General features: G+C 65.6%; 19 protein-coding genes. 13 read left to right on the forward strand and 6 right to left on the reverse strand.

Annotated elements, in window-relative coordinates; translation table 11 throughout:
• Positions 1-152: 152 nt before the first annotated feature.
• The 6 genes from EHV23_RS14580 (at position 153) to EHV23_RS14605 (ending at position 5,592) form a co-directional block, all read left to right on the forward strand.
• On the forward strand, positions 153-1,040 hold the full coding sequence (locus tag EHV23_RS14580) for a LysR substrate-binding domain-containing protein (protein ID WP_125096699.1): 888 nt from the start codon (positions 153-155) through the stop codon (positions 1,038-1,040).
• A 44-nt stretch (positions 1,041-1,084) separates the two neighbouring features.
• A complete protein-coding gene (locus EHV23_RS14585) occupies positions 1,085-1,384 on the forward strand; it encodes a hypothetical protein (protein ID WP_125096700.1) in 300 nt (99 codons plus the stop codon).
• Positions 1,385-1,541: 157 nt separating this feature from the next.
• Positions 1,542-2,276: an SDR family oxidoreductase gene (locus EHV23_RS14590; protein ID WP_125096701.1), complete on the forward strand. Its 735-nt coding sequence runs from the start codon at positions 1,542-1,544 to the stop codon at positions 2,274-2,276.
• Between the two features lie 268 nt (positions 2,277-2,544).
• A complete protein-coding gene (locus tag EHV23_RS14595; protein WP_125096702.1) occupies positions 2,545-3,381 on the forward strand; it encodes a shikimate dehydrogenase family protein in 837 nt (278 codons plus the stop codon).
• A 22-nt stretch (positions 3,382-3,403) separates the two neighbouring features.
• Positions 3,404-4,741, forward strand: a complete 1,338-nt coding sequence (locus tag EHV23_RS14600) for an MFS transporter (protein ID WP_125096703.1) — start codon at positions 3,404-3,406, stop codon at positions 4,739-4,741.
• A 623-nt stretch (positions 4,742-5,364) separates the two neighbouring features.
• Complete coding sequence (locus EHV23_RS14605) at positions 5,365-5,592, forward strand: hypothetical protein (RefSeq protein ID WP_125096704.1); 228 nt, start codon at positions 5,365-5,367, stop codon at positions 5,590-5,592.
• 155 nt (positions 5,593-5,747) lie between these two features.
• On the opposite strand, the gene EHV23_RS14610 is transcribed toward EHV23_RS14605, so the two are convergent.
• From EHV23_RS14610 to EHV23_RS14625, 4 genes are all read right to left on the reverse strand, one after another.
• Positions 5,748-6,176, reverse strand: a complete 429-nt coding sequence (locus tag EHV23_RS14610; protein WP_125096705.1) for an HIT family protein — start codon at positions 6,174-6,176, stop codon at positions 5,748-5,750.
• A 123-nt stretch (positions 6,177-6,299) separates the two neighbouring features.
• Positions 6,300-6,578: a type II toxin-antitoxin system RelE/ParE family toxin gene (locus EHV23_RS14615; RefSeq protein WP_125096706.1), complete on the reverse strand. Its 279-nt coding sequence runs from the start codon at positions 6,576-6,578 to the stop codon at positions 6,300-6,302.
• The gene (locus EHV23_RS14620; protein WP_125096707.1) at positions 6,575-6,781 is read right to left on the reverse strand and encodes a hypothetical protein; all 207 of its coding nucleotides are present in this window, start codon (positions 6,779-6,781) and stop codon (positions 6,575-6,577) included. The genes EHV23_RS14615 and EHV23_RS14620 overlap by 4 nt, the downstream gene beginning before the upstream one ends.
• 85 nt (positions 6,782-6,866) lie before the next feature.
• On the reverse strand, positions 6,867-8,573 hold the full coding sequence (locus EHV23_RS14625) for an inorganic phosphate transporter (RefSeq protein ID WP_238990477.1): 1,707 nt from the start codon (positions 8,571-8,573) through the stop codon (positions 6,867-6,869).
• A 635-nt stretch (positions 8,574-9,208) separates the two neighbouring features.
• Between EHV23_RS14625 and EHV23_RS14630 the strand changes: the two genes are divergently transcribed.
• On the forward strand, positions 9,209-9,604 hold the full coding sequence (locus EHV23_RS14630) for a YbaN family protein (protein WP_125096708.1): 396 nt from the start codon (positions 9,209-9,211) through the stop codon (positions 9,602-9,604).
• A 141-nt stretch (positions 9,605-9,745) separates the two neighbouring features.
• Here EHV23_RS14630 and EHV23_RS14635 read toward each other — a convergent pair whose 3' ends face one another.
• Both EHV23_RS14635 and EHV23_RS14640 read right to left on the reverse strand, forming a co-directional pair.
• A complete protein-coding gene (locus EHV23_RS14635; RefSeq protein WP_125096709.1) occupies positions 9,746-11,386 on the reverse strand; it encodes an ATP-binding domain-containing protein in 1,641 nt (546 codons plus the stop codon).
• Positions 11,387-12,483: 1,097 nt separating this feature from the next.
• On the reverse strand, positions 12,484-13,278 hold the full coding sequence (locus EHV23_RS14640) for a DUF481 domain-containing protein (protein WP_125096710.1): 795 nt from the start codon (positions 13,276-13,278) through the stop codon (positions 12,484-12,486).
• A 192-nt stretch (positions 13,279-13,470) separates the two neighbouring features.
• Here EHV23_RS14640 and EHV23_RS14645 point away from each other — a divergent pair, with 192 nt between their 5' ends.
• The 6 genes from EHV23_RS14645 (at position 13,471) to EHV23_RS14670 (ending at position 19,910) form a co-directional block, all read left to right on the forward strand.
• Entirely contained in the window at positions 13,471-14,364 is an 894-nt protein-coding gene (locus tag EHV23_RS14645) for a phosphoribosylaminoimidazolesuccinocarboxamide synthase (RefSeq protein ID WP_125096711.1), read from the forward strand.
• Positions 14,365-14,485: 121 nt separating this feature from the next.
• Complete coding sequence (purE, locus tag EHV23_RS14650) at positions 14,486-15,007, forward strand: 5-(carboxyamino)imidazole ribonucleotide mutase (RefSeq protein ID WP_125096712.1); 522 nt, start codon at positions 14,486-14,488, stop codon at positions 15,005-15,007.
• A 147-nt stretch (positions 15,008-15,154) separates the two neighbouring features.
• Positions 15,155-16,480, forward strand: a complete 1,326-nt coding sequence (locus EHV23_RS14655) for a 5-(carboxyamino)imidazole ribonucleotide synthase (RefSeq protein ID WP_420813073.1) — start codon at positions 15,155-15,157, stop codon at positions 16,478-16,480.
• 21 nt (positions 16,481-16,501) lie between these two features.
• Complete coding sequence (locus EHV23_RS14660; RefSeq protein ID WP_238990478.1) at positions 16,502-17,707, forward strand: L-threonylcarbamoyladenylate synthase; 1,206 nt, start codon at positions 16,502-16,504, stop codon at positions 17,705-17,707.
• A 90-nt stretch (positions 17,708-17,797) separates the two neighbouring features.
• Entirely contained in the window at positions 17,798-18,136 is a 339-nt protein-coding gene (locus EHV23_RS14665) for a hypothetical protein (RefSeq protein WP_125096714.1), read from the forward strand.
• 34 nt (positions 18,137-18,170) lie between these two features.
• Positions 18,171-19,910 (forward strand): benzoate-CoA ligase family protein, encoded by a 1,740-nt coding sequence (locus EHV23_RS14670; RefSeq protein ID WP_125096715.1) that lies wholly within the window; start codon positions 18,171-18,173, stop codon positions 19,908-19,910.
• Positions 19,911-20,114 lie beyond the last annotated feature (204 nt).

The raw sequence follows: 20,114 nt of genomic DNA on the forward strand, positions 1-20,114 counted from the left end.
CATCTGCTTTCGAAGCCCGAAGCCCGAAGCCCGAAGCCCGAAGCCCGAAGCCCGGAACGCCAGGCTCGGAGTCTGGGGTCCGGAATCTGAAACCCGAAACCCTGGCCGCAAGCCCGCACTTGTGGAATGTCGATACTCTGAACCACCACGCCATGCCCGACCCCTTCCGCTTTTCCCTCAATGCCCTGCAGGTGTTCGAGTCCGCTGCCCGACTGGGCAGCTTCAAGGCGGCGGCGGCCGAGCTGTCGGTCACCCCGACGGCAGTCAGTCACCGCATCCGTGCGCTGGAAGAGGCGCTGGGCTGTGCGCTGTTTCACCGGCAGGTGCGTGCCATCACGCTGACGCCCGAAGGTGAGCAGCTGCAGGCTGGTGTCAGCCGTGGCCTGCAGGAGATCGCCGCCTGTGTGGACCGTATCCGTCATCCGCTGCGGCAGACCGTGACCGTGTCGATGACGCCCGAGTTTGCCGCGCAGTGGCTGGTGCCCCGGCTGGCCCGTTTTCAGGGGCAGCATCCAGATATTGCGTTGCACGTGCACGCGTCCTACGAAACGGCCGATCTGGATGCGGGTGTGGCCGATCTGGCCATCCGTTATGGCCAGGAGCCGCTGGCCGGGGTGGAGGCGATCCCGCTGTTCCGGGAGCGCTTTGGCCCCGTGGCTTCACCGGTGCTGTGCCGGCAGCTTGGACCCGACCCGCGGACCTGGCCGCTGATCTGGCTGACGTGGTACCGGCCGGCCCATCGGGTATTCGACTGGCCGGCCTGGGCCGAAGCGGCGGGACTTCCAGCGGATGCACTGACGCCGGGGAACCGCTATTCGGACGGGACGCTGGCCGTGCAGGCCGCGGTGGCGGGGCAGGGGGTGGCGCTGCTGGGATTGCCGCTGCTGACGCGGGAACTGGAGACGGGGTTGCTGGAGGTGCTGCCGGGGCCAGTGCTGGAAGGGTACTGCTACCATGTGTGTGCCCCAGTTCGGCGTGCGGGTACACCCGCCATGCAGAAGGTTCGGGCGTGGATCGAGGCGGAGGCGCAGTTTTCATGAGCCAGGCATGTGTCGTTCATGTCGGGCAATAACCGGGAGGAGACATGGCTTCTTTTGATATGAACAATGTCGTGGCTGGGGCGATTCAGGGAGGTGCCGTCGGCAGCTGCCTCGGCTGGTATTTCATGCGCAGGCCATCCCGCGCCCTGCGTATTTATGTCACGTCCTTTGTGACGTTTCTTGCGGTCAGCCTGGGTTGTCAACTGGTGTTTCGTCCTGACCTGGATCTCGAACACACCGCCATGCGGGCGTTTTGGCTTTCGCTGGTCTATGCCGCGGCTTTCGGTACGGTCATGGTGCTGGAAACCAGACGCAACCGTCGCCGGCAGGCTGATCCCACATGAATGTTTTCATCGATGCCCTGACCGATCTGCCGGAACCCAGTCAGGCGCTGCGTGATCTGCATGCCCGCTACCTGCGAGAGAGGGGCTGACATGCCCGCTGCAGCAAGGACGCAGAACCAGCGCCCCTGCAGCGGATTCTGCAAAGGAGACGCACCCCATGCATCTGAAAGGCAAAAAGGCATTCGTCACTGGCGGTACCGAGGGTATTGGTGCGGCCATCGTGACGCAGCTGGTGGCGCGTGGCGCTGAGGTCGTGACCTGTGCCCGTCATGAACCCGGGCAGCTGCCGGGGCCGAGGGTGTCGTTCCGGCGCTGTGATCTGGCGTCGGCGGCCGACCGCGAGGCCCTGATTGCCTGGCTTGTGTCGACGCATCCCGATCTTGCCGTACTGGTCAACAATGCGGCCGTCCAGCATGCGCTGGACTTCATGCAGGCCGGATTGACGCAGATTCAGGCCGCAGCCTCACTGGAGCTGGCACTGAATCTGGAAGCCCCCATCATGCTGTCGGCCGGGTTGTTGCCCCTGCTGGCGCGCCAGCCCGAGGCGGCCATCGTCAATGTGACCACGGGGCTGGCCCTGGCGCCCAAGCAGTCGGCGCCGGTCTACTGTGCCACCAAGGCAGCGCTGCGCTCCTTTACGCGGTCGCTGCGCTATCAGGTGGAAGTGTCTGCACCCCATGTGCGGGTACAGGAAGTGATCCCGCCGCTGGTCGATACCCGCATGACGGCGGGGCGGGGCACAGGCAAGATGTCGCCGTCGGCGGTGGCCGAAGCGCTGGTGACGGCCATCGAGCGGGGTACCGATGAGTGCTGCGTGGGCAAATCCCGGCTGTTGCGGCTGGTGATGCGGATCGCGCCGGGCCTGGGGTACCGGATTCTGAAGCGGGAGTGAGGAAAGATCAGGGCGCTGGTGTCTGGATTGTTCACTGGCGGGCTTGCCGGTACCGTGGCATGGTTTACCCTGAAACCCGACCGTCAGAAGGGCGATTCCGCGTAGCCTCCACAATGTACCCGGGTCCAGCCCCCCATTTCTCTTGCCGCCGCTTGATGCAAAATACCGTGTCTTGCCCGTACCGGAGACAGGCATGACAGGTCGAGGGGGTGGCATGCCGGTACGGGCCATCTTTCGGCCCCCTCATCCATCCCTATCGTGGACATCGATGGACATCAGCGGCAACACCCGGCTCATCGCGCATATCGGTTATCCCACCCAAACCTTCAAGGCACCGCTGATCTACAACCCTTACTTTCAGTCGGCGGGCCTCGATGTGGTGGTGGTACCCTTTGCCTCGCAGCCAGACGGCTATCCGGCGCTGCTGCGGGCGCTCTTCACGGCAGAGAATGTGGTGGGGGCGCTGATCACCATGCCGCACAAGGTGAGCACCTGCGGGCTGCTGGACCGGGTGTCGGCCACGGCGCAGATTGCCGGGGCCTGCAATGCGGTGCGACGCGGGGCCGACGGCCGGCTGGAGGGGGACATGTTCGATGGGGAGGGCTTCGTGCGCAGCCTGCGCACCCGGGGAATCGATCCGGCGGGTCATTCGGCGCTGGTGGTGGGGTGTGGCGGCGTGGGGTCGGCCATTGCGGCTTCGCTGGCGGCTGCGGGCGTGGACCGGCTGGCCCTGTACGACATCGACCTGGCTGCCTGCCAGCGGCTGGCGGCGCGGCTGGCACACCATTATCCGGCGCTCCGGGTGGAGCCGGGACAGAACGATCCGGCCGGGTTCGACGTGGTGGTCAATGCCACAGCGCTCGGCATGAAGGCCGGTGACCCCATGCCCATGGACGTGAACCGCATCTCGCCGGACGCCTTCGTGGGCGAGGTGGTGCTGAAGGCCGAGATCACGCCGTTTCTGGCGGCGGTGAAGGCGCGGGGCTGCCGGTATCAGGTGGGCACCGACATGCTGTTCGAGCAGATTCCGGCCTACCTGTCCTGGTTCGAGCTGCCCACGACGGATGCCGCCACGCTGCGCCGGCTGGCGCGGATTGCGTACTGAACGGGCAGGGAGGAACGCACACATGCCTTCGAACGACACCATCGACGTGCGCGCACTGCTCGACAGCCGGCCCGTGGGGCGGTGGCAGAAATGGATGATTCTGCTGTGCTTCCTGGTGGTGGTGATGGACGGCTTCGATGTGGTGATCATGGGCTTCGTGGGGCCGGCGCTCAAGGAAGCCTGGGGCTGGACCAACGATGACCTGGCGCCGGTACTGAGTGCGGCGCTGGTGGGTCTTACGCTGGGCGCCCTGACGGCCGGGCCGCTGGGAGACCGCTTCGGGCGGCGCCGGGTGCTGTGCAGCAGCGTGATGCTGTTCGGGCTGTTCACACTGCTGGTGGCCTGTGCCGACAGCCGGTGGCAGTTCATCGTCTGCCGTTTCATCGCGGGTTTTGCCATGGGCGGCATCATGCCGATGGTGGCCACCTTTGCCCGGGAGGTCTCACCGGCCTCGCGCAGCTCGCTGCTGGTGACCATCGTGTTTTCCGGGTTCACGGTGGGGGCAGCGGGCGGAGGCTTCCTGTCGGCGTGGCTGGTGCCCCACCATGGCTGGGAGAGCGTGTTCGTGCTGGGGGGCGCCGTGCCCCTGCTGCTGAGTGTGGTCATGGCGTTCTTTCTGCCGGAATCGCTGACCTTTCTGGTGCACCGGGGCGGCAGCCGCGCGCAGATACGCCGCATCGTCGAGCACTGCGCGCCCGGCTGCACGGATGAGCAGACCACCTATGTGGTGCCCGAGCCGCCGAAGGTGGAAGGGGCCACCAACCCCGTGCGGATCGTGCTCAACGCCCATTACCGGCTGGGCAGTCTGATGCTGTGGCTGGCATATTTCCTGCACCTGTTCCTGGTGTTTCTGCTGGGTAGCTGGATGCCGACCATGATCCGCGACTCCGGCATGCAGACCGACGAGGCGTCCATCATCAGCGCGATGTTTCAGCTGGGCGGGCCGCTGGGCTCGGTGATGCTGGGCTGGCTGATGGACCGCTACAGCCCGCACCGGATGCTGGCGCTGGCCTACGCCACCGGTGCCGTGATGCTGCTGCTGATGAGCAGCGTCGCGGGCCATTATGTGCTGATGTGCGTCGCGGCGTTTCTGATCGGCGTGGGCTTCAACGGGGGTGGCACGGGGATGAACGCGCTGTCGACCAACTTCTTCCCGCTGCCGGCCCGGGCCACCGGCAACAGCTGGATGCACGGCATTGGCCGCACCGGGGCGATCATTTCGGCCTTTGCCGGCGCCTGGATGCTCAACGCTGGCTGGAACTTCTCACAGGTGGCCATGGCGCTGACCGTGCCGGCTTTTGCCGTGTCGGCAGCGCTGATGGTGAAGTATCTGCGTTATCGGGGTGGGGGGCAGGTGTAGTTCTGCTGGGGTAGGGGAGACGCGCGAGGTGGGTTGAGGCGAGGTGGGGTCGTCTGAGCGCTGATTCAGGAGAGGGGGCAACGAAATGGGAGGCCAACCAAATTCCTGGCTGGTCTGTTCATGCAGATCGGTAAGTGCTTGCTGAATGACTGAAAGCGGCGCCGATCAGCGCCACCGCATTTGCCGCGTGAAGCCGGTTTGCTCACGATGACAGTCATGGGGGTTTTTGTTGCGCCGGATTTGTTTGTGTTTTTATGAGTGTAATGATACTCACGATGACTTTGTTTACCTTGTGGTTCGGGTTTTCCTCGTATGTTCACAGGGAGGTTGATGGTGGCGCTTTGTATTGGATCGTCAGCACCATCAACTCGTTCGTTCTCCTCCGGTTTGTAATCCTGGTTGGGGAGATTGAAAATAGATGGCATGCTTCCTGTATTTTCTTCGCTGTTCTTGGTGTTTCGCTTGCCATCAGTTTTGTATTTAAAAAGCTAAAAATATGCTCGCGTGCAGAAGGTGGCTGGCTGAGGTGGGGGTTGTTTTCGAGAGATTGAGTTCAGGATATGAAAAATTGGAATGTTTTCTGGGGGCGGTAATAATTTTTGTGGGCATGAGGGTGTCGGAGCATGTTGATGTCGAATATAGGGATTATGTTTTTTGTTGTTATATTGTTTTTGTTGTTTGTTCTGCCTTTTGCTGGTTTTCATGGAAGCGCTTTTCCCAGTCCAGAATTGTTGCCTGCGCTGTTTGTTGTGCTACTGGTTTTTGCTTCGTTCTGTTTGTGTATTTTCTTGGTGTTGCCAATAAAAACGGCTGGTGGGGGTGGTTTGCGTGATTTTCCGCTGTCTCCCTGATCTATTCATTGTTTTGTGGGAGTCTTGTTGTTGCCGGAGTCTGGTGGGGCAGAAAGCGAGACCTGCAGAAGGGCAGGTCATCATGAGGGCAGCCTGAAACCGGTGTTATGCCAGCGCCCTGTCCTTCCGTGATCTCGACCGGCCCCCTTGCAACTTCAGTCTTCGGGCACATTCGCCCCATGGCCAAGCGCACGCAGGGCATCGCGGATCTTCCTGGCCATGGCGTCCAGATCCTCGGGCCGGGCGTTTTTGTCGGCATTTTTGGGATCGAACTGCGCCATGCTGTCGGCCGGCATCAGGTGGATGTGGGTGTGCGGTACGTCAAAACCTGCAATCATCAGGCCGACACGGCTGCGTTCGGACAACTGATCGAGGGCGGCGGCGATCTTGTGCGCCACGGCAAAGAGATGGGCGGCCGTCTGGGGGGGCAGGTCATGCCAGCGGTCGGTTTCCTGGCGCGGTACGACCAGCAGATGTCCCCTGGATATCGGCTGGATGTCCATGAAGGCCACGCATTCGCTGTCGCGCCAGACGAAGCGGCCGGGGATTTCGCCGTTGATGATTCTGGTGAAGATGCTGCTCATGTGGTCCTCCTTTTGGGTATGTTGATCATGCCTTACCGGGGGCTATATTGGCGTTTGTTGTGTCTTGGGTAGTCATGGCGAAACATTTCGACTACCGGGGCGCTTGGGGCGTGGCCGGGGAGATCAGATGTTCTGTGCACCGTGTTTTACGCTGACGATCTCAATTCGGTCGTCGTGAATCTTGTAGAAAAACAGTAATCTGGCAACTCTTAACTGTCTTGTGCCTGTTCGGCGGAGGCTGACTGGGGCGAATCGCGGATTGGTCTGCAGAAGCGATAGCGAGGCGCGGACCCGTTGTTCCATCCGTTCAGCATTCTGGATCGAATCCGCCGCAATCCAGGCGATCTGGTGTTCATATTGCTGTAATGCACGATCCTGCCATGTCGGGCGGAGCCGCTTCATCTGCTTTCTCCGACGTTCGCCTTGGCGAACCTGGCAATGACAGCCCTGATTCGGCGTTCTGCCTCGTCTTCTTCGATGGGAGGGAGACCTTCGGCCAGGGTCTGTTCAATCTCCCGCTCCACTGACTCATAGAACTGCGCTTCAGCTTCGTCGCTCTCGAAGCTGAACGCCTGCTCATCGATCAGATCGTCATCATCGTGCATGGCTTGATCCCTCCGCAGGTTTGAGTGTACCTGCCTGATCCTGGGTATCCCAGTTCAACGTTGCTGGTGTGGTTCAGCCGCCCCCTCACGCCATGAACTGCTGCAGAATGAGGAACAGCAGCGCCGCCAGCGCCCCGGCAATGGGCACTGTCACCACCCAGGCGGCCGCCATGGTGATGAAATGCGAGCGCCGCACCAGCCGGCGCCGTTTGCGCTCTTCGGGCGGTCGGACCTTGCGGTTCTGCAGCTCGCCCAGTGCGCGGGACTGGCGCTCGGCATACCATTCGCGGTAAAAGCCCACGCCGAAGATGGCGCCCACGGCAATGTGTGTGGAACTCACCGGCAGCCCCAGCCACGAGGCGATGATGACGGTCAGCGCCGCCGAGAGCGCCACGCAGTAGGCGCGCATGGGGTTGAGTTTGGTGATTTCGCTGCCCACCAGGCGGATGAGCTTGGGCCCGAACAGCATCAGGCCAAAGCTGATGCCCAGCGCACCAATGGCCATCACCCAGAACGGGATGCCCACCTCGCCTCCCACCGAGCCGGATTCCACGGCGTGCACGATGGCGGCCAGCGGGCCCACGGCGTTGGCCACGTCGTTGGCGCCATGGGCGAAGGAGAGCAGGGCGGCCGAGCACACCAGCGGCACGGCAAACAGCTTGCGGACCGATTTCTTGCGGTTTTCCAGCCCGGTGGACTGGCGGCGCACCACGGGGACGGACAGCTTCCAGGAGGCCAGACCCACGACGATGCCTGCCAGCAGCGAGGTGAACGGGCCGATGCTGGTCACGCTGGACAGCCCCTTGAGCGCCAGGTAGGTGGCAAAGGTACCGGCCATGAAGCCGATGAGGATGGGCAGCCAGTGGCGGGCGGCGGCCAGCTTGTCGTCGGTATACAGGATGCGGGCCTTGATGAAGGCCAGCAGCGCCGCGGCGATGACCCCGCCCATGACCGGCGAGATCACCCAGCTGGCGGTGATGCCCAGCATGCTGGACCAGTGCACCGAACTGGCGCCGGCCGCCATGACGCCGGCTCCCACCACGCCCCCCACCACGGCATGGGTGGTGGAGACGGGCGCACCGATGTAGGTGGCCAGATTGAGCCACAGGGCGGCGGCCAGCAGGGCGGCCATCATCAGCAGCACGAAGATGTTGCTGTTCTGGACCAGCTCGGGCGAGACGATGCCCGAGGCGATGGTGTTGACCACATCACCGCCGGCCAGCATGGCGCCGGCGGTTTCGAACACGGCGGCGATGATGAGGGCGCTGCCCAGTGACAGCGCATTGGCTCCCACGGCCGGGCCCATGTTGTTGGCCACGTCGTTGGCGCCGATGTTCAGCGCCATGTAGGCGCCCACCACGGTGGCCACGACGACCACGAAGGTGCCGGCCTGGATGCCGGTGAAGCCCAGTGCCGCCGCCCCCACCAGCACCATGAAGGCCAGGGCGATGCCCGGCGCCACCAGCGGACGCGCAACGAAGGTGGTGGCCTGCTCCAGCAGGCTGATGCGTTTGAGATCTTTGTCCAGCGCCTTCCAGCGGGCGGGGCCCTTGGGCGCGGAGGAAGTGGCCCGTGCCACGACGGTTTCTGAGCCGGCCGCGGGGCTGGCGGCGTCTGCCTGGGCAGAGGCACCTGTCTGTGTGGCACCGCTGGTACCGGAACCCGTTGCTGCGGTGTTCCGTGTGGCCGCTTCGGCGGCGGCCTGGGCACCCGGTGCCGCGGTGGCAGGGGGGGAGGTCGGGGGCTGCGGAGCAGATGACGGCCCGGTCTGCGTGGCTGCAGGTTGTGTCACGGAGGCCTGTGCTGCTGCAGGGGAGGAGGCAAGTGCCGCTTGACCGGAGGCGGAAGGGGCCGCCGTGCCGCCGGGAGCAGATGCTCCGGAGGTGGGTTGAACAGCCGGGGGCTGACCAGCGTCGGACCCCTGGGGCGAAGGCGCGTTGGGCGAGGACATGCAGGAGAGTTCTCGTGGTGACTACCGTAACTATAGAACAACGCGCGCCCCATGTGGGGAACATGACCCCCGGGATCTGATCGGAGCATACGGCGGTGTCCGGCGCAGGCGCGATTCTGCCTGAATCCGGGCGCAGACGGCGTCGGCTGGCCGGACAACGCCAGAAAGTTTCATGCGGCCGATGTCATGGTGGTGTGGCAGGCAGGTGCGATGTGGCCGATTCCGGCCAGCATGGCCATGGGCAGCTCCTTCCTGCAGGCGGAGGGGGCATGATGAAGGAGCCGCGACCCCTGTCGGCCGGGAAGACAGTGCAGTAGCATCATGACCGGTCCGTTCGTGCCCTGCTCCCGCCGGTAAGCAGTCTGGAGGCTGCGCACGAACGAACGACGCTCCGATATGTTTCCGTTCCCGGTGCGTTCCTGGTTCCCTGACACGTTTCCGGGGCGCCGACCCGCTCCACGATCCTTCCTGTTTCCATGCGCTGGCTCTGGTTCACTGCCGGCTGGCTGATGGTTGCCCTGGGCTTCATCGGGGCGCTGCTGCCGGTCATGCCCACGACCATCTTCCTGATGATGGCGGTGGCCTGCTTCGCCCGCAGTTCGCCGCGCTTCGAGCACTGGCTGCTGTCGCACCCGCAGTTCGGCACGCCGCTGCGCCAGTGGCGGGAGGAGGGGGCCATCAGCCGCAAGGGCCGCAGGATGGCCTTTGGCGGCATGGCGCTGGGCTATGTGATCTTCTGGGTGGCCGTGCGGCCGTCATGGACGCTGGCGCTGGGCGTGGCGCTGGTTTTCGTGGTTGGAGCGGCCTATGTGGGCACGCGGCCGCTGCCCCGGGCAGGGGGCGCTACGCCGGATACCACGGACCATGGCTGATCTTTTCGGGTTTTGCCGTACAGGCCGGAACGGTGGGTGGGCGCCTGTCCGGTGCAGGTGATGCGCATGGAAGCCCCCGGAAGTCAGCACTGCCGGTGACGGACGCCGCCGGTTCAGCCCTGTCGGTGTCTGAAGGCGCCGTTACTGCTCCGCCAGCTGCGAGGCCAGGCAGTGTTCGGCGGCCGGGGTCAGCACCAGTTCCACGGCCAGGTTCGAGCGGGTCATGCCAACGAACAGGGCACGGCGCTCGCGCTCGGTCAGGGTCTCGAAGTCCAGTTCGGTGATCACCACGCCGGCGGCACTGCGGCCCTTGAAGCGGTGGATGGTCTCGACCAGGACATCGCCGTGGGTCCAGATCGGGTCGCCATCGGGGGTGTAGTCGCCGCTGAAGCGCCGGGTTTCAAAGGGGCCCAGCCAGCGGGTGTGCAGGATGGTCGATTCGAAGCGGTCACGCCCGCTCAGCACTACGATGTCCTTCATGGCGATACCGCGCTGCAGCAGGCTGCGCACGGCCTCGGCGGTTTCGCGGATCAGGCCCTTTTCGTTCTGGTAGACGCGAAATGCCGGCAGTTCGCCGGCGTAGGGGCTGCGTGGGGTGATGGCCTGGTCGGACAGGCGCAGGGCGTTGATCACTTCGCAGACCATGCGGGGGCTGCGGAAGTTGTCGTTGCAGGTCAGTGTGACGGCGTCGGCCAGGTCGAAGCGGGCGCGTTCGTAGAGGCGCTGGGCGTCGTCTTCGAGCAGGTAGAGCTGGCCGGAACCCTTGAGCTGCGGCAGCAGGCTCTCCACCCAGGCGGGCTGGAAGTCCTGACCCTCGTCGATGACGATCAGGTCGTAGGTGGGTTTCCACTCGTCGGCGGCTTCGCAGTAGACGCGGGCCAGCAGGTCGAAGTTGTCGGGGGCGGCAAAATCCGGTTCGCCGTAGTTGCGCCGGTAGTAGGTCACGCACAGCTCGGAGAAGCTGGTCACGTCGGCCGAGGTCGGGGCCAGCCGGCTGATGTGGTCGGCCAGTGACCGGTTGAAGCATACGTAGAGCGCCCGGCCGCCGCTGTTGACCGAATCGCCCAGCAGTCGCAGGGCCAGCTGGGTCTTGCCCGAGCCGGCGGTGGCCTGCACGCGGATCAGGCCGTTGGGTGCATGGATGCGGGGCACCCAGGTGGCCAGTCCTTCGGCCAGGCGCTGGGTGGTGCGCTGCAGCTGTTCGTCCAGCGCCGAGAGATCGACCGAGACGCGGAATTCGTTGGACAGGAAGCGCCGCAGCGATTCCGCGTCGCTCTGCGAGTCGCCATGGCGCATCAGTTCCTGCACGCGGGCGCCGAGGAAGGGGAAATCGGCGGCGTCGATGATGCGGTCGCGGGACAGGGCGACGATGTCGTCGTCCTGCAGCCGATAGTCGGGCAGCACCAGGCAGTGGCTGACGAAGGCGTGCAGGCCGGCTTCCTTCAGGCGGTGCAGCAGGGCGGCGCGCTGGACGGCCAGCTGGCGGCGCACGTCGTGTTCGCGGCTGGCGTAGAGCTTGAAGAGTTCGCCGTCGCGCAGCTGGATGCCGCCGGATTTGATCTCCATGAGCAGCAGATGGCCGGTGGGGCCGAGCACGACGATGTCGATTTCGCCGTGGCGGTCCTGGCCGTTCTCGATGGAGTGCCAGGCGACGCTGTGAAAGATGTCGTAGCCGGCGGGCAGGCTCTCCTGCAGGCGCTCCAGCACGTCGAGTTCGCGGTACAGGCCGGTGTCCTGGCGGATGACGGCGAGGCTGTCGAGGGCGGGGGAGAGGATGGCCATGGGCTGCGTTGTGCGCACGTTGGGCGCCGTTGGCGTCAGATGGGGGCTGCACGCGGGGTGCAGGGCTTTGCTGGCGCCGATTGTGCGCAGGGTGAGGGCCGGACTTGAGGGGGATGTTCCGGGCGGGCGCTGGGGGCTGCCGGGTGGTGGGGCGGCGTTGGTTGCGGAAGACGACTTCGTTGTGGCACGCGCCCCGGACCGGTATGCCCCTGCGGCTCATACGCTCAATCCAGTTTTGTTGCCCACGACCTGCGTCGTGGTCAACAAACCTGGATGGCTATAAAACTTTGCAACAACCGGGCTGCGCCCGCCCGTTGCAAAGTTTTCACGCCGACCGCGAAATCGCCGCAGTGACATCCCGCTCCGGGGCGCTTGTCTCAAAGGGGTTGCAGCTCCATTCCGGGGGAGAAACGCCAGCCGGCACAGACGGCCTTGCCAAGGCTCGCTCAGCACGTGGCCGAAGCCGCGGTATGGCGAGCTTGAGAAGCGGTGCGGGGAGCGGGGGGCTCCTGCGGCGATTTCGCGGTACGCGTGAACGACTTTCTGACGGTCGGGCGAAGCCCGATTGTCGGAAAGTGTCTGGAGTGTGTCATGGACTTGTTCGTCCCCGCGAAACCCCCTTTGGGCGTGCAGGACAAGGCGGCAGGGCCGCAGAATCCTGGATGGCTTCAAGGCACTGCCAACGCAGTCATGCGCGCCCAAAGGGGGTTTCCCTCCGGGCTGGCCCCAAATCCGTGCGCTGCCGGCGTTGCCCTGCTTGGCAAGGCGTCCAGCCTTGCCTGCGCAGTGCGCCTTGTCAGCACACGGATTTGAGGCCAGCGCGGGGACGAACAAGTCCATGACACACTCCTGGCGCTGAAGGTTTGTTGACCACGACGCAGGTCGTGGGCAACAAAGCTTCAGTGAGCGTATGAGCCGCAGGAGCCCCCCGCTCCCCGTGCCGCCCCGCCCGAAGTCGTCTTTAATGAGTGGAGATCTCCACCCGGAGCCGTCTTCCATGAATGGAGATTCCCACCCAGCGTCGTCTTCCATGAAGGTACCCCGTCCCGGGGGCGTCTTTCGCAGGACGGGGCAGTCCTTCGAAAGACCAGGCACCCTCAATCCGTCAGCTTCCAGGTCACCCCCGTGATCAGCCGCCGGTCCAGCTTGTGAATGTTCGTCCCCGGATCGCTGTTGTAACGGAACTCGGTGGCTACCGTCAGCGCCAGACGCTCCGTGATCGACACACTCAGGTCCGCCGCAAACTCCGCCCGCCGGTCATGATTGCGGTTCAGCGCCGGATAGAACACCAGCCGCTGGTGCGCCGTCGTCGTCGACGTCAGCTGATGATGCGACTCCGTCCCCAGCGTCAGCTCGGCACGGCCATAACGCTTGCGCAGCTGGTCCGCCACGATGGTCGGCACCGCGTAGCGGTCTTCCGAATAACCAATACCGGCAAACAGGCTCCAGTCGTCGTGCGGTGTCGTCGTCACCTGATAACCCCAGCCCGTGGCTGCCGACAGCCGGTGTTCCAGATTGGCGATGCGGTCACGAAACCACGTGCCATTGGCAAAGATGTAGTGGCGCTCGTTCAGGTTTCGCTTGCCATTGATCTCCAGATTGGTGTTGTGCGCACTGGTCTTGTGGTCGCTGGTGTTGTAGAGCGCCTGGGCGCGCAGGCCCACCGTGTGGTGCCGTGTCTGGCGGGCGGCCTCGTAGTGCGCATTCATGCTGCTCAGGTTGCTGTTGCCGTCCGCAAAGGAGGCGCCGGCGCCCAGGATCTGCCGCCAGCGGCCGTCGGGCTGGGTCTTGATCTGGGCCTGGGTCAGCGCCGGAGTGGCCAGCAGCAGGGCGCAGGCGAGGGTGGCAAGGGCAGGGCGGGTGGGTATGTGTCCGGGCGCGATGGTCTTCATGTCGTGGGCAAATATCGGAATGCTTCCCTGCGGGTGCAGGGGATGTTTTCGGGTTTGGGGTTACTGTACCGGATCGCGGGCTGTTATTCTTCTGGGTTGTCGGGTCGGCGGGTGTTGATGCGCCTGCTGGCCAGCCGGTCCCGTGTGCCGGTGCCGTCCGAATCCCGTCCGCACGAAGGAGCTTCCGTACCCATGAGTTCTGCCTCCAACTCCCCGCGCCTGCATTCGCTCCCCCTGCTGGGCAGCGGCAAGGTACGGGACAACTACGCGGTGGGCGACGATCGCCTGCTGATGGTGACCTCCGACCGGCTCTCGGCCTTCGACGTGATCATGGCCGAACCCATCCCCGACAAGGGCCGGGTGCTCAACACGCTGGCGCTCTTCTGGTTCGACCGCCTGAAGCACGTGGTGCCCAACCACCTCACCGGCGAGGCGCCCGAATCGGTGGTGCAGCCCGACGAAGTGCCACTGGTGGCCGGACGCTCCATGCTGGTCAGGCGTCTGAAGCCCGTCCTGATCGAGGCCGTGGTACGCGGCTATCTGGTGGGGTCGGGCTACAAGGAGTATCTGGCCCAGGGCAGCGTCTCGGGCATTGCGCTGCCGCCGGGCATTGCGCAGGCCGAGCAGCTCGATGCCCCCATCTTCACGCCGGCTGCCAAGGCCGATCTGGGCCAGCACGACGAGAACATTTCGTTTGACGAGATGGTCACCCGCATCGGCCCCGACCTGGCCGAGCAGATCCGGGCCGTCAGTCTGCAGCTCTACCGCGAGGCCAGCGAGTATGCGGCTACGCGCGGCATCATCATTGCCGACACCAAGTTCGAGTTCGGCCTGGACGACAATGACCAGCTGGTGCTGATGGACGAGATCCTCACGCCCGATTCCTCCCGCTTCTGGCCGGTGGACCAGTACCGTCCGGGCATCTCGCCGCCCAGCTTCGACAAGCAGTTCGTGCGCGACTACCTCGACACGGTCAAGACCTGGAACCGCGAACCGCCGCCGCCGCCGCTGCCGATGACGGTCATCGAGGCCACCAGCAACCGCTATCGCGAAGCCTATGAACGGCTGACCGGCCAGTCGCTGTAAGCGTACCGGGACCGGCGCGTGGACGCATGCGTCCGTGCACGCGCCAGCTTGCCGTCGGTGATGCTATGGCGCAGGGGCCAGCCAGCGTCGTCCTTGCGCGCTGTTCAATGTTCTGTCCGAAATGAACCCCAACTCGATCATTCAGCCTCCGAATACCCAGGTGCCGCCCGTGGTGGGCGTGGTGATGGGCAGCAGTTCCGACTGGGATGTGATGCAGCACGCGGTGCATGTGCTCAAGCAGTTCGGCATTCCGCATGAATACCGGGTGGTGTCGGCGCACCGCATGCCCGACGACATGTTTGCCTATGCCGAGGAGGCAGGCCCGCGCGGGCTGCAGGCGATCATCGCCGGGGCTGGTGGGGCCGCCCATCTGCCGGGCATGCTGGCGGCCAAGACCACGGTGCCGGTGCTGGGAGTGCCCGTGCCCAGCCGTCACCTGCACGGACAGGATTCGCTGCTGTCCATCGTGCAGATGCCGCGCGGGGTGCCGGTGGCTACTTTCGCCATCGGTGAATCGGGGGCGGTCAATGCGGCGCTGTTTGCCGTGGCGCAGCTGGCGCTGGGCGATGCCGATCTGGCCACGGCGCTCAATGCCTATCGCCGCAGCCAGACCAAGGCCGCCCGGCAGATGGAGCTGCCCTGAGTCGCGGCAGCCCGTGTCCGGCCCTGCAGCGGGCACGCCCTCGCTGGGGCCGGGACGTGCGCGCCGTCGCCGCTGGTGTTTCGCGTGTGGATCGTCCTTCCCCATGGCAGGGGCTGAAACCGGCGGGTGCCGGGGATACTGGAATTTCTGATGGACACTGAAAAGAAAAGGGGCCGCGGGCCGGCCTTCAAGGGGCTTTTCCACGAGCCCGAACAGGCCGTGGCGGCGCCGCAGCCTGGCTGGGAGCCCCTGCCGCCGGGCAGCTGGCTGGGTGTGCTGGGGGGCGGCCAGCTGGGCCGGATGTTCTGCCAGGCCGCGCAGCGGCTGGGCTACCGGGTGTGCGTGCTCGATCCGGAGCTGGACGGCATTGCCTCCCGGGTGGCCGACCGTCACATCTGTGCCGCCTATCTGGACGAGGCTGCGCTGCAGGAGCTGGGCGAGCTGTGCCAGGCCGTGACCACCGAGTTCGAGAACGTGCCGGCGGCGGCGCTGGAGCGGCTGGCCGCCCTGACGCGGGTGGCACCTGCGGCACGTTCGGTGGCCACGGCGCAGGACCGGGTGGTCGAGAAGGCGTTCTTCGTCGAGGCCGGTGTGCCGGTGGCCGACTATCGTGTGGTGATGACGCACGAGGACGTGGAGGGCCTGCCCGGGCATCTGTTTCCGGGCATCCTGAAGGTGGCGCGTCTGGGCTATGACGGCAAGGGTCAGGCCCGTGTGGCCAGCCTGCAGGAGGCACGGGCAGCCTTCCAGCGCTTCACGGAGGCTGCCGGTGGGCGCCCGCCCGTCTGCGTGCTGGAAGAGCAGGTGGATCTGGCGGCCGAGGTGTCGGTGCTGCTGGCGCGGGGTTCCGATGGCAAGGTGGCGGTCTATCCGGTGGCGGCCAACGAGCACCGCAACGGCATTCTGGCGGTGACGACGGTGCCGGCGCCCGAGCCGGTCACGCCCGCCCTGGCCCGCAGGGCCAGCGAGCTGGCCACGGCCATTGCCTCCCGGCTCGATTATCACGGTGTGCTGTGCGTGGAGTTCTTTATCCTGAAGGATGGTCGGCTGCTGGCCAACGAGATGGCACCGCGCCCGCACAATTCCGGCCACTGGACGCTGGATGCGGCCGGCTGCAGCCAGTTCGAGCAGCAGGCGCGGGTGATGGCCGGGCTGCCGCTGGGCGATACCCGGCATACGCGGCCGGTGATCATGCTGAACATTCTGGGTGATGCCTGGTACCGGCGCCCGCCGCAGGCCCACAGGTCGGCCGCCGCGGCCGGGGGCGCCATGCCGGATCCGTCCGCGAAGATCGAACCCGACTGGCCCGCTGTGCTGGCGGTGCCCGGTGCGCACCTGCACCTGTATGGCAAGGATGATGCCCGGCGTGGCCGCAAGATGGGGCATGTGAACATCACGGCCACGACGGTGGCCGCGGTACACGGCAAGGCCGAAACGGTAGGCGCGCTGGTGGCCCAGCCGCTGAAGGGATAGGCGGGTTCCGGAGGTGTGGGGATGATGGAAACGCGGTCTGCGGCACAGGAAGGGCAATCGGGCACGGCTTCTTCGCCCGCCGCAGCGTCTGCGCCTGTCGCCGGGGCTGCCCATGTGGGCGAGGCCGACCTGGCCCGGGCGGTACGCATGCTGCAGGCGGGTGGTGTCATCGGCCTGCCCACCGAGACGGTCTACGGGCTGGCGGCCAATGCGGCCGATGCCGGCGCCGTGGCCAGCATCTACCGCATCAAGGGCCGGCCCGCCGATCACCCGCTGATCGTGCATGTGGCCAGTGCCGAGGCTGCTGCGCGCTGGGCGGTCTGGTCGCCGCAGGCCCAGCAGCTGGCCGGGGCCTTCTGGCCCGGGCCGCTGACGCTGGTGCTGCCGCGCCGGCCGGAGGCGCCGCCCTTTGCCAGTGCCGGACAGGACACCATTGCGCTGCGGGTGTCGTCGCATCCGGTGTTTGCGCAGCTGATGCAGGCACTGGCCCCAGTGGGCATCACCGGGCTGGCGGCGCCGTCGGCCAACCGCTTCGGGCGGATCAGTCCCAGCCGGGCCGCGCACGTGCGCAGCGGGTTGGGTGAGGCCGTGCCGCTGGTGCTCGATGGTGGGCCATCGGCGGTGGGGGTCGAATCGACCATCGTCGACCTGTCGCGTGGGCAGCCGGTGCTGCTGCGCCCCGGGGGCATCAGCCTGCAGGCGCTGTCCGACTGTCTGGGTGTGCCGGTGCGGGCGGCCGATACCCAGGCCACGGCCGAGGCCGATGCCCCGCGCGTGCCGGGGGCGCTGCCGTCACACTATGCGCCATCGGTGCCCGTACGTCTGCTGCCGGCCTCGGCCGTGCAGGCGCTGTACCGGGAATGGGCACGCGAGGCGGATGCGCAGGGCGTCGGGGCGGAAGAGGGTTCGCCCGGACGCTCGTTCTGGTCGGAAGCAGGCATGCAGGCCCTGGCCGGAGAGCCGGCCGGGTTTGGTACACCGCCCGCATTGCCGGTTAGCCTGCAGCCCGGACAGCCCGTTGCACTCTGGACGCTCCAGCCCCCGCCGGAAAGAGCGGGTGCCTTCTGGCGCCGTCAGCCGGCCGATGCCGCAACGGCCGCCCGCCATCTGTACGACACGCTGCACCAGCTCGACGCGCTCGGCGTGCAGGCCATTCTGGTGGAGATGCCACCCGATACGCCCGAATGGCGGGCCGTGCGAGACCGGCTCACACGGGCGGCGGCCTGACGGGCAGATGCCTGTCGGAGGGCGGCAGCGGCGGGCCTGGCGTGTGTCATGGGCGCATGCGCTCCCACGTTGCCGATTCACGAAACTGTCATGTACACCATCATCTTCCTTTCCGTCGTCACCAATGCCTTTTTTCTCTGGCTGCTGTTCTACAGCCACAGGAAGGGGGGGCGTCACATCCTCGGGGTCGGCCTGTTCTTCCTGGTGGTCTCGCTCGTCATTCTCGTTGCGCTGTATGTGCGCCACTATCATGCGGATGCGCCTGCGGGCATGAAGGAGCAGGTTTTTGAGGATTACAACGAGAAAATCGAATGGCTGCTGGCCATCTTTGGCTTCGTGCCGGCCGTGTTCACCGGGAACATGATCAGCAAGGGGCTGGATGGCGTGTATCTGAAACGGGCCGGGCAGGAGCCGGAGGAGCGTTCATAATACGCATTGACCTTCAGGAACCGGGAGCCCTGTGATGGACGACAAGACCCCACGCCCCGAAGACACCGCCGAGGTGGTGCTCTCGAGTATTCCGCGCGACTACAACGCTGCCCACGACCTGCTGCAGCGCAACCTGCAGGCGGGCCGGGCCGACCAGGTGGTGTTCGTCGACGAGCGGGTGGCCATCACCTATGGCGAGCTGGCCCGGCGGGTGGACCATTTTGCGCGTGGCCTGCACTCCATCGGGGTGGGGCGCGAAGACCGCATCATGCTCTGCCTGAACGACAACATCGACTGGCCCACCATCTTCCTGGGGGCCATCAAGGCCGGGGTGGTGCCGGTCTGCGTCAATACGGGCCTGTCCAAGCACGATTACGACTACATGCTGCGCGACTCGCGTGCCAAGGCGCTCTTCGTGTCGCGCTCGGCCTATGCCGCCTTCGACGGGCTGCACAATTCCATCCCCACGCTGTCGCGGCTGCTGATCTCGGAAGCGCCGCTGGCCGATGGCGGCGACATCGGCGCCATTCTGGAAGCCGGTGCCGAGGACGACTACCGCGACACCATCGATACCCTCAGCGACGAACCCTGCTTCTGGCTGTATTCGTCCGGCATCGACGGCCACCCGCGGGCCACCATCCATTGTCACGCCAGCCTGGTGCAGATGGGCGAGCTGTATGCGCAGGGCGTGCTGGGCATCAGCACGCGCGACCGCATCCTGTCGGTGGCGCCGCTCTACAGTGCCTACGGGCTGTGCAACTCGCTGATCTTCCCGATGGTGGCCGGGGCCATGGCGGTGCTCAAGTCCGGCCGCCGCACCATCAAGGACCTGATCCGCTACCTGACCGGCGTGGCGCCGGCCAAGGTGGTGGGCGCGCGGCCCACGGTGCTGTTCGGGGTGCCGGCGGCGTTCTCCGCGCTGCTGGCCGATGCCGAATGCCCGCAGGCCAGCGATGTGTCGCTGCGCCTGTGCGTCTCGGCTGGCGATGCCCTGTCGGCCAGCCTGCAGCGGCGCTTCGAGCAGCGGCTGGGCGTGCAGGTGCTCAACGGTTTCAGTGCCACCGAGATGCTGCACATCTACCTGTCCAACACGCCGCAGGAAAACGAGAACGGCACGGTAGGCAAGCCGGTGCCGGGTTTTCGCATGCGGCTGGTGGACGAACAGAACGTCGACGTGCCCGATGGCCAGGTGGGCACGCTGCTGGTCAACGGACCGACGGCGGCGCTGGGCTACTGGAACCAGCGCCAGCAGACCCGTGACGTGTTTCTGGGGCCGTGGGTCAAGACCGGCGACCGTTTCTGGCGGGATGCCGACGGTTTCTATCACTATGCGGGCCGTTCGGACGATCTGCTGAAGATTTCCGGGCAGTTCGTGTCACCGGCCGAGATTGCCGGCGTGCTGGCGGCCCACGACGCCGTGGCCGAAGTGAAGGTGATCGGTGCCCCCGAAGAGGAGGGGCTGATCCGGCCGAAGGCGCTGGTGGTGCTCAAGCATGGCGAGGTGCCGGACGAGAAGATGCACCGGCGCCTGATGGACTATCTGGGCGACAACCTGGCGCACTACAAGCTGCCGCACTGGCTGGAGTTCGTGGACGTGCTGCCAGGCAACGGGCCGGTCGGCTCGCCGGATGCGACCGACACGGACGGCTCGGCCCTGGACCAGCCGTTCATGGATCCGTCGCCCGTCAGCGCCGCCACCCTGGTCAACGATGTGCTGGCCCAGTGCGATGCGGCGCATCACAACCTGCTGCAGGACGAGGACGGGGGGCGGTGATGTATGCAACTGTGGTAAATCCTGCCGTATGAAAATCCCTTCTCGGAATTGAAAAATACTGGATATATAAAAACGGGAGGTGCTACTTTTATGATCAGGGGGTCGCTTTGATTCTGCGCCAGCCTGTCTGGTGCGGAGGTTCCCTGGCTGACAAGCTGTGCCGGAGGGCAAGGGTGTCAGCCATTTTTCATAGTATTGTCATCC

This window comes from Lautropia dentalis (assembly GCF_003892345.1).
Classification (GTDB): Bacteria; Pseudomonadota; Gammaproteobacteria; order Burkholderiales; family Burkholderiaceae_E; genus Lautropia; species Lautropia dentalis.

Bases quoted from the DNA above. Each gene is read 5' to 3' on its own strand.
- EHV23_RS14580 (WP_125096699.1), top strand. From the start codon at position 153: ATGCCCGACCCCTTCCGCTTTTCCCTCAATGCCCTGCAGGTGTTCGAG.
- EHV23_RS14585 (WP_125096700.1), top strand. From the start codon at position 1,085: ATGGCTTCTTTTGATATGAACAATGTCGTGGCTGGGGCGATTCAGGGA.
- EHV23_RS14590 (WP_125096701.1), top strand. From the start codon at position 1,542: ATGCATCTGAAAGGCAAAAAGGCATTCGTCACTGGCGGTACCGAGGGT.
- EHV23_RS14595 (WP_125096702.1), top strand. From the start codon at position 2,545: ATGGACATCAGCGGCAACACCCGGCTCATCGCGCATATCGGTTATCCC.
- EHV23_RS14600 (WP_125096703.1), top strand. From the start codon at position 3,404: ATGCCTTCGAACGACACCATCGACGTGCGCGCACTGCTCGACAGCCGG.
- EHV23_RS14605 (WP_125096704.1), top strand. From the start codon at position 5,365: ATGTTGATGTCGAATATAGGGATTATGTTTTTTGTTGTTATATTGTTT.
- EHV23_RS14610 (WP_125096705.1), bottom strand. From the start codon at position 6,176: ATGAGCAGCATCTTCACCAGAATCATCAACGGCGAAATCCCCGGCCGC.
- EHV23_RS14615 (WP_125096706.1), bottom strand. From the start codon at position 6,578: ATGAAGCGGCTCCGCCCGACATGGCAGGATCGTGCATTACAGCAATAT.
- EHV23_RS14620 (WP_125096707.1), bottom strand. From the start codon at position 6,781: ATGCACGATGATGACGATCTGATCGATGAGCAGGCGTTCAGCTTCGAG.
- EHV23_RS14630 (WP_125096708.1), top strand. From the start codon at position 9,209: ATGCGCTGGCTCTGGTTCACTGCCGGCTGGCTGATGGTTGCCCTGGGC.
- EHV23_RS14635 (WP_125096709.1), bottom strand. From the start codon at position 11,386: ATGGCCATCCTCTCCCCCGCCCTCGACAGCCTCGCCGTCATCCGCCAG.
- EHV23_RS14640 (WP_125096710.1), bottom strand. From the start codon at position 13,278: ATGAAGACCATCGCGCCCGGACACATACCCACCCGCCCTGCCCTTGCC.
- EHV23_RS14645 (WP_125096711.1), top strand. From the start codon at position 13,471: ATGAGTTCTGCCTCCAACTCCCCGCGCCTGCATTCGCTCCCCCTGCTG.
- purE (WP_125096712.1), top strand. From the start codon at position 14,486: ATGAACCCCAACTCGATCATTCAGCCTCCGAATACCCAGGTGCCGCCC.
- EHV23_RS14660 (WP_238990478.1), top strand. From the start codon at position 16,502: ATGATGGAAACGCGGTCTGCGGCACAGGAAGGGCAATCGGGCACGGCT.
- EHV23_RS14665 (WP_125096714.1), top strand. From the start codon at position 17,798: ATGTACACCATCATCTTCCTTTCCGTCGTCACCAATGCCTTTTTTCTC.
- EHV23_RS14670 (WP_125096715.1), top strand. From the start codon at position 18,171: ATGGACGACAAGACCCCACGCCCCGAAGACACCGCCGAGGTGGTGCTC.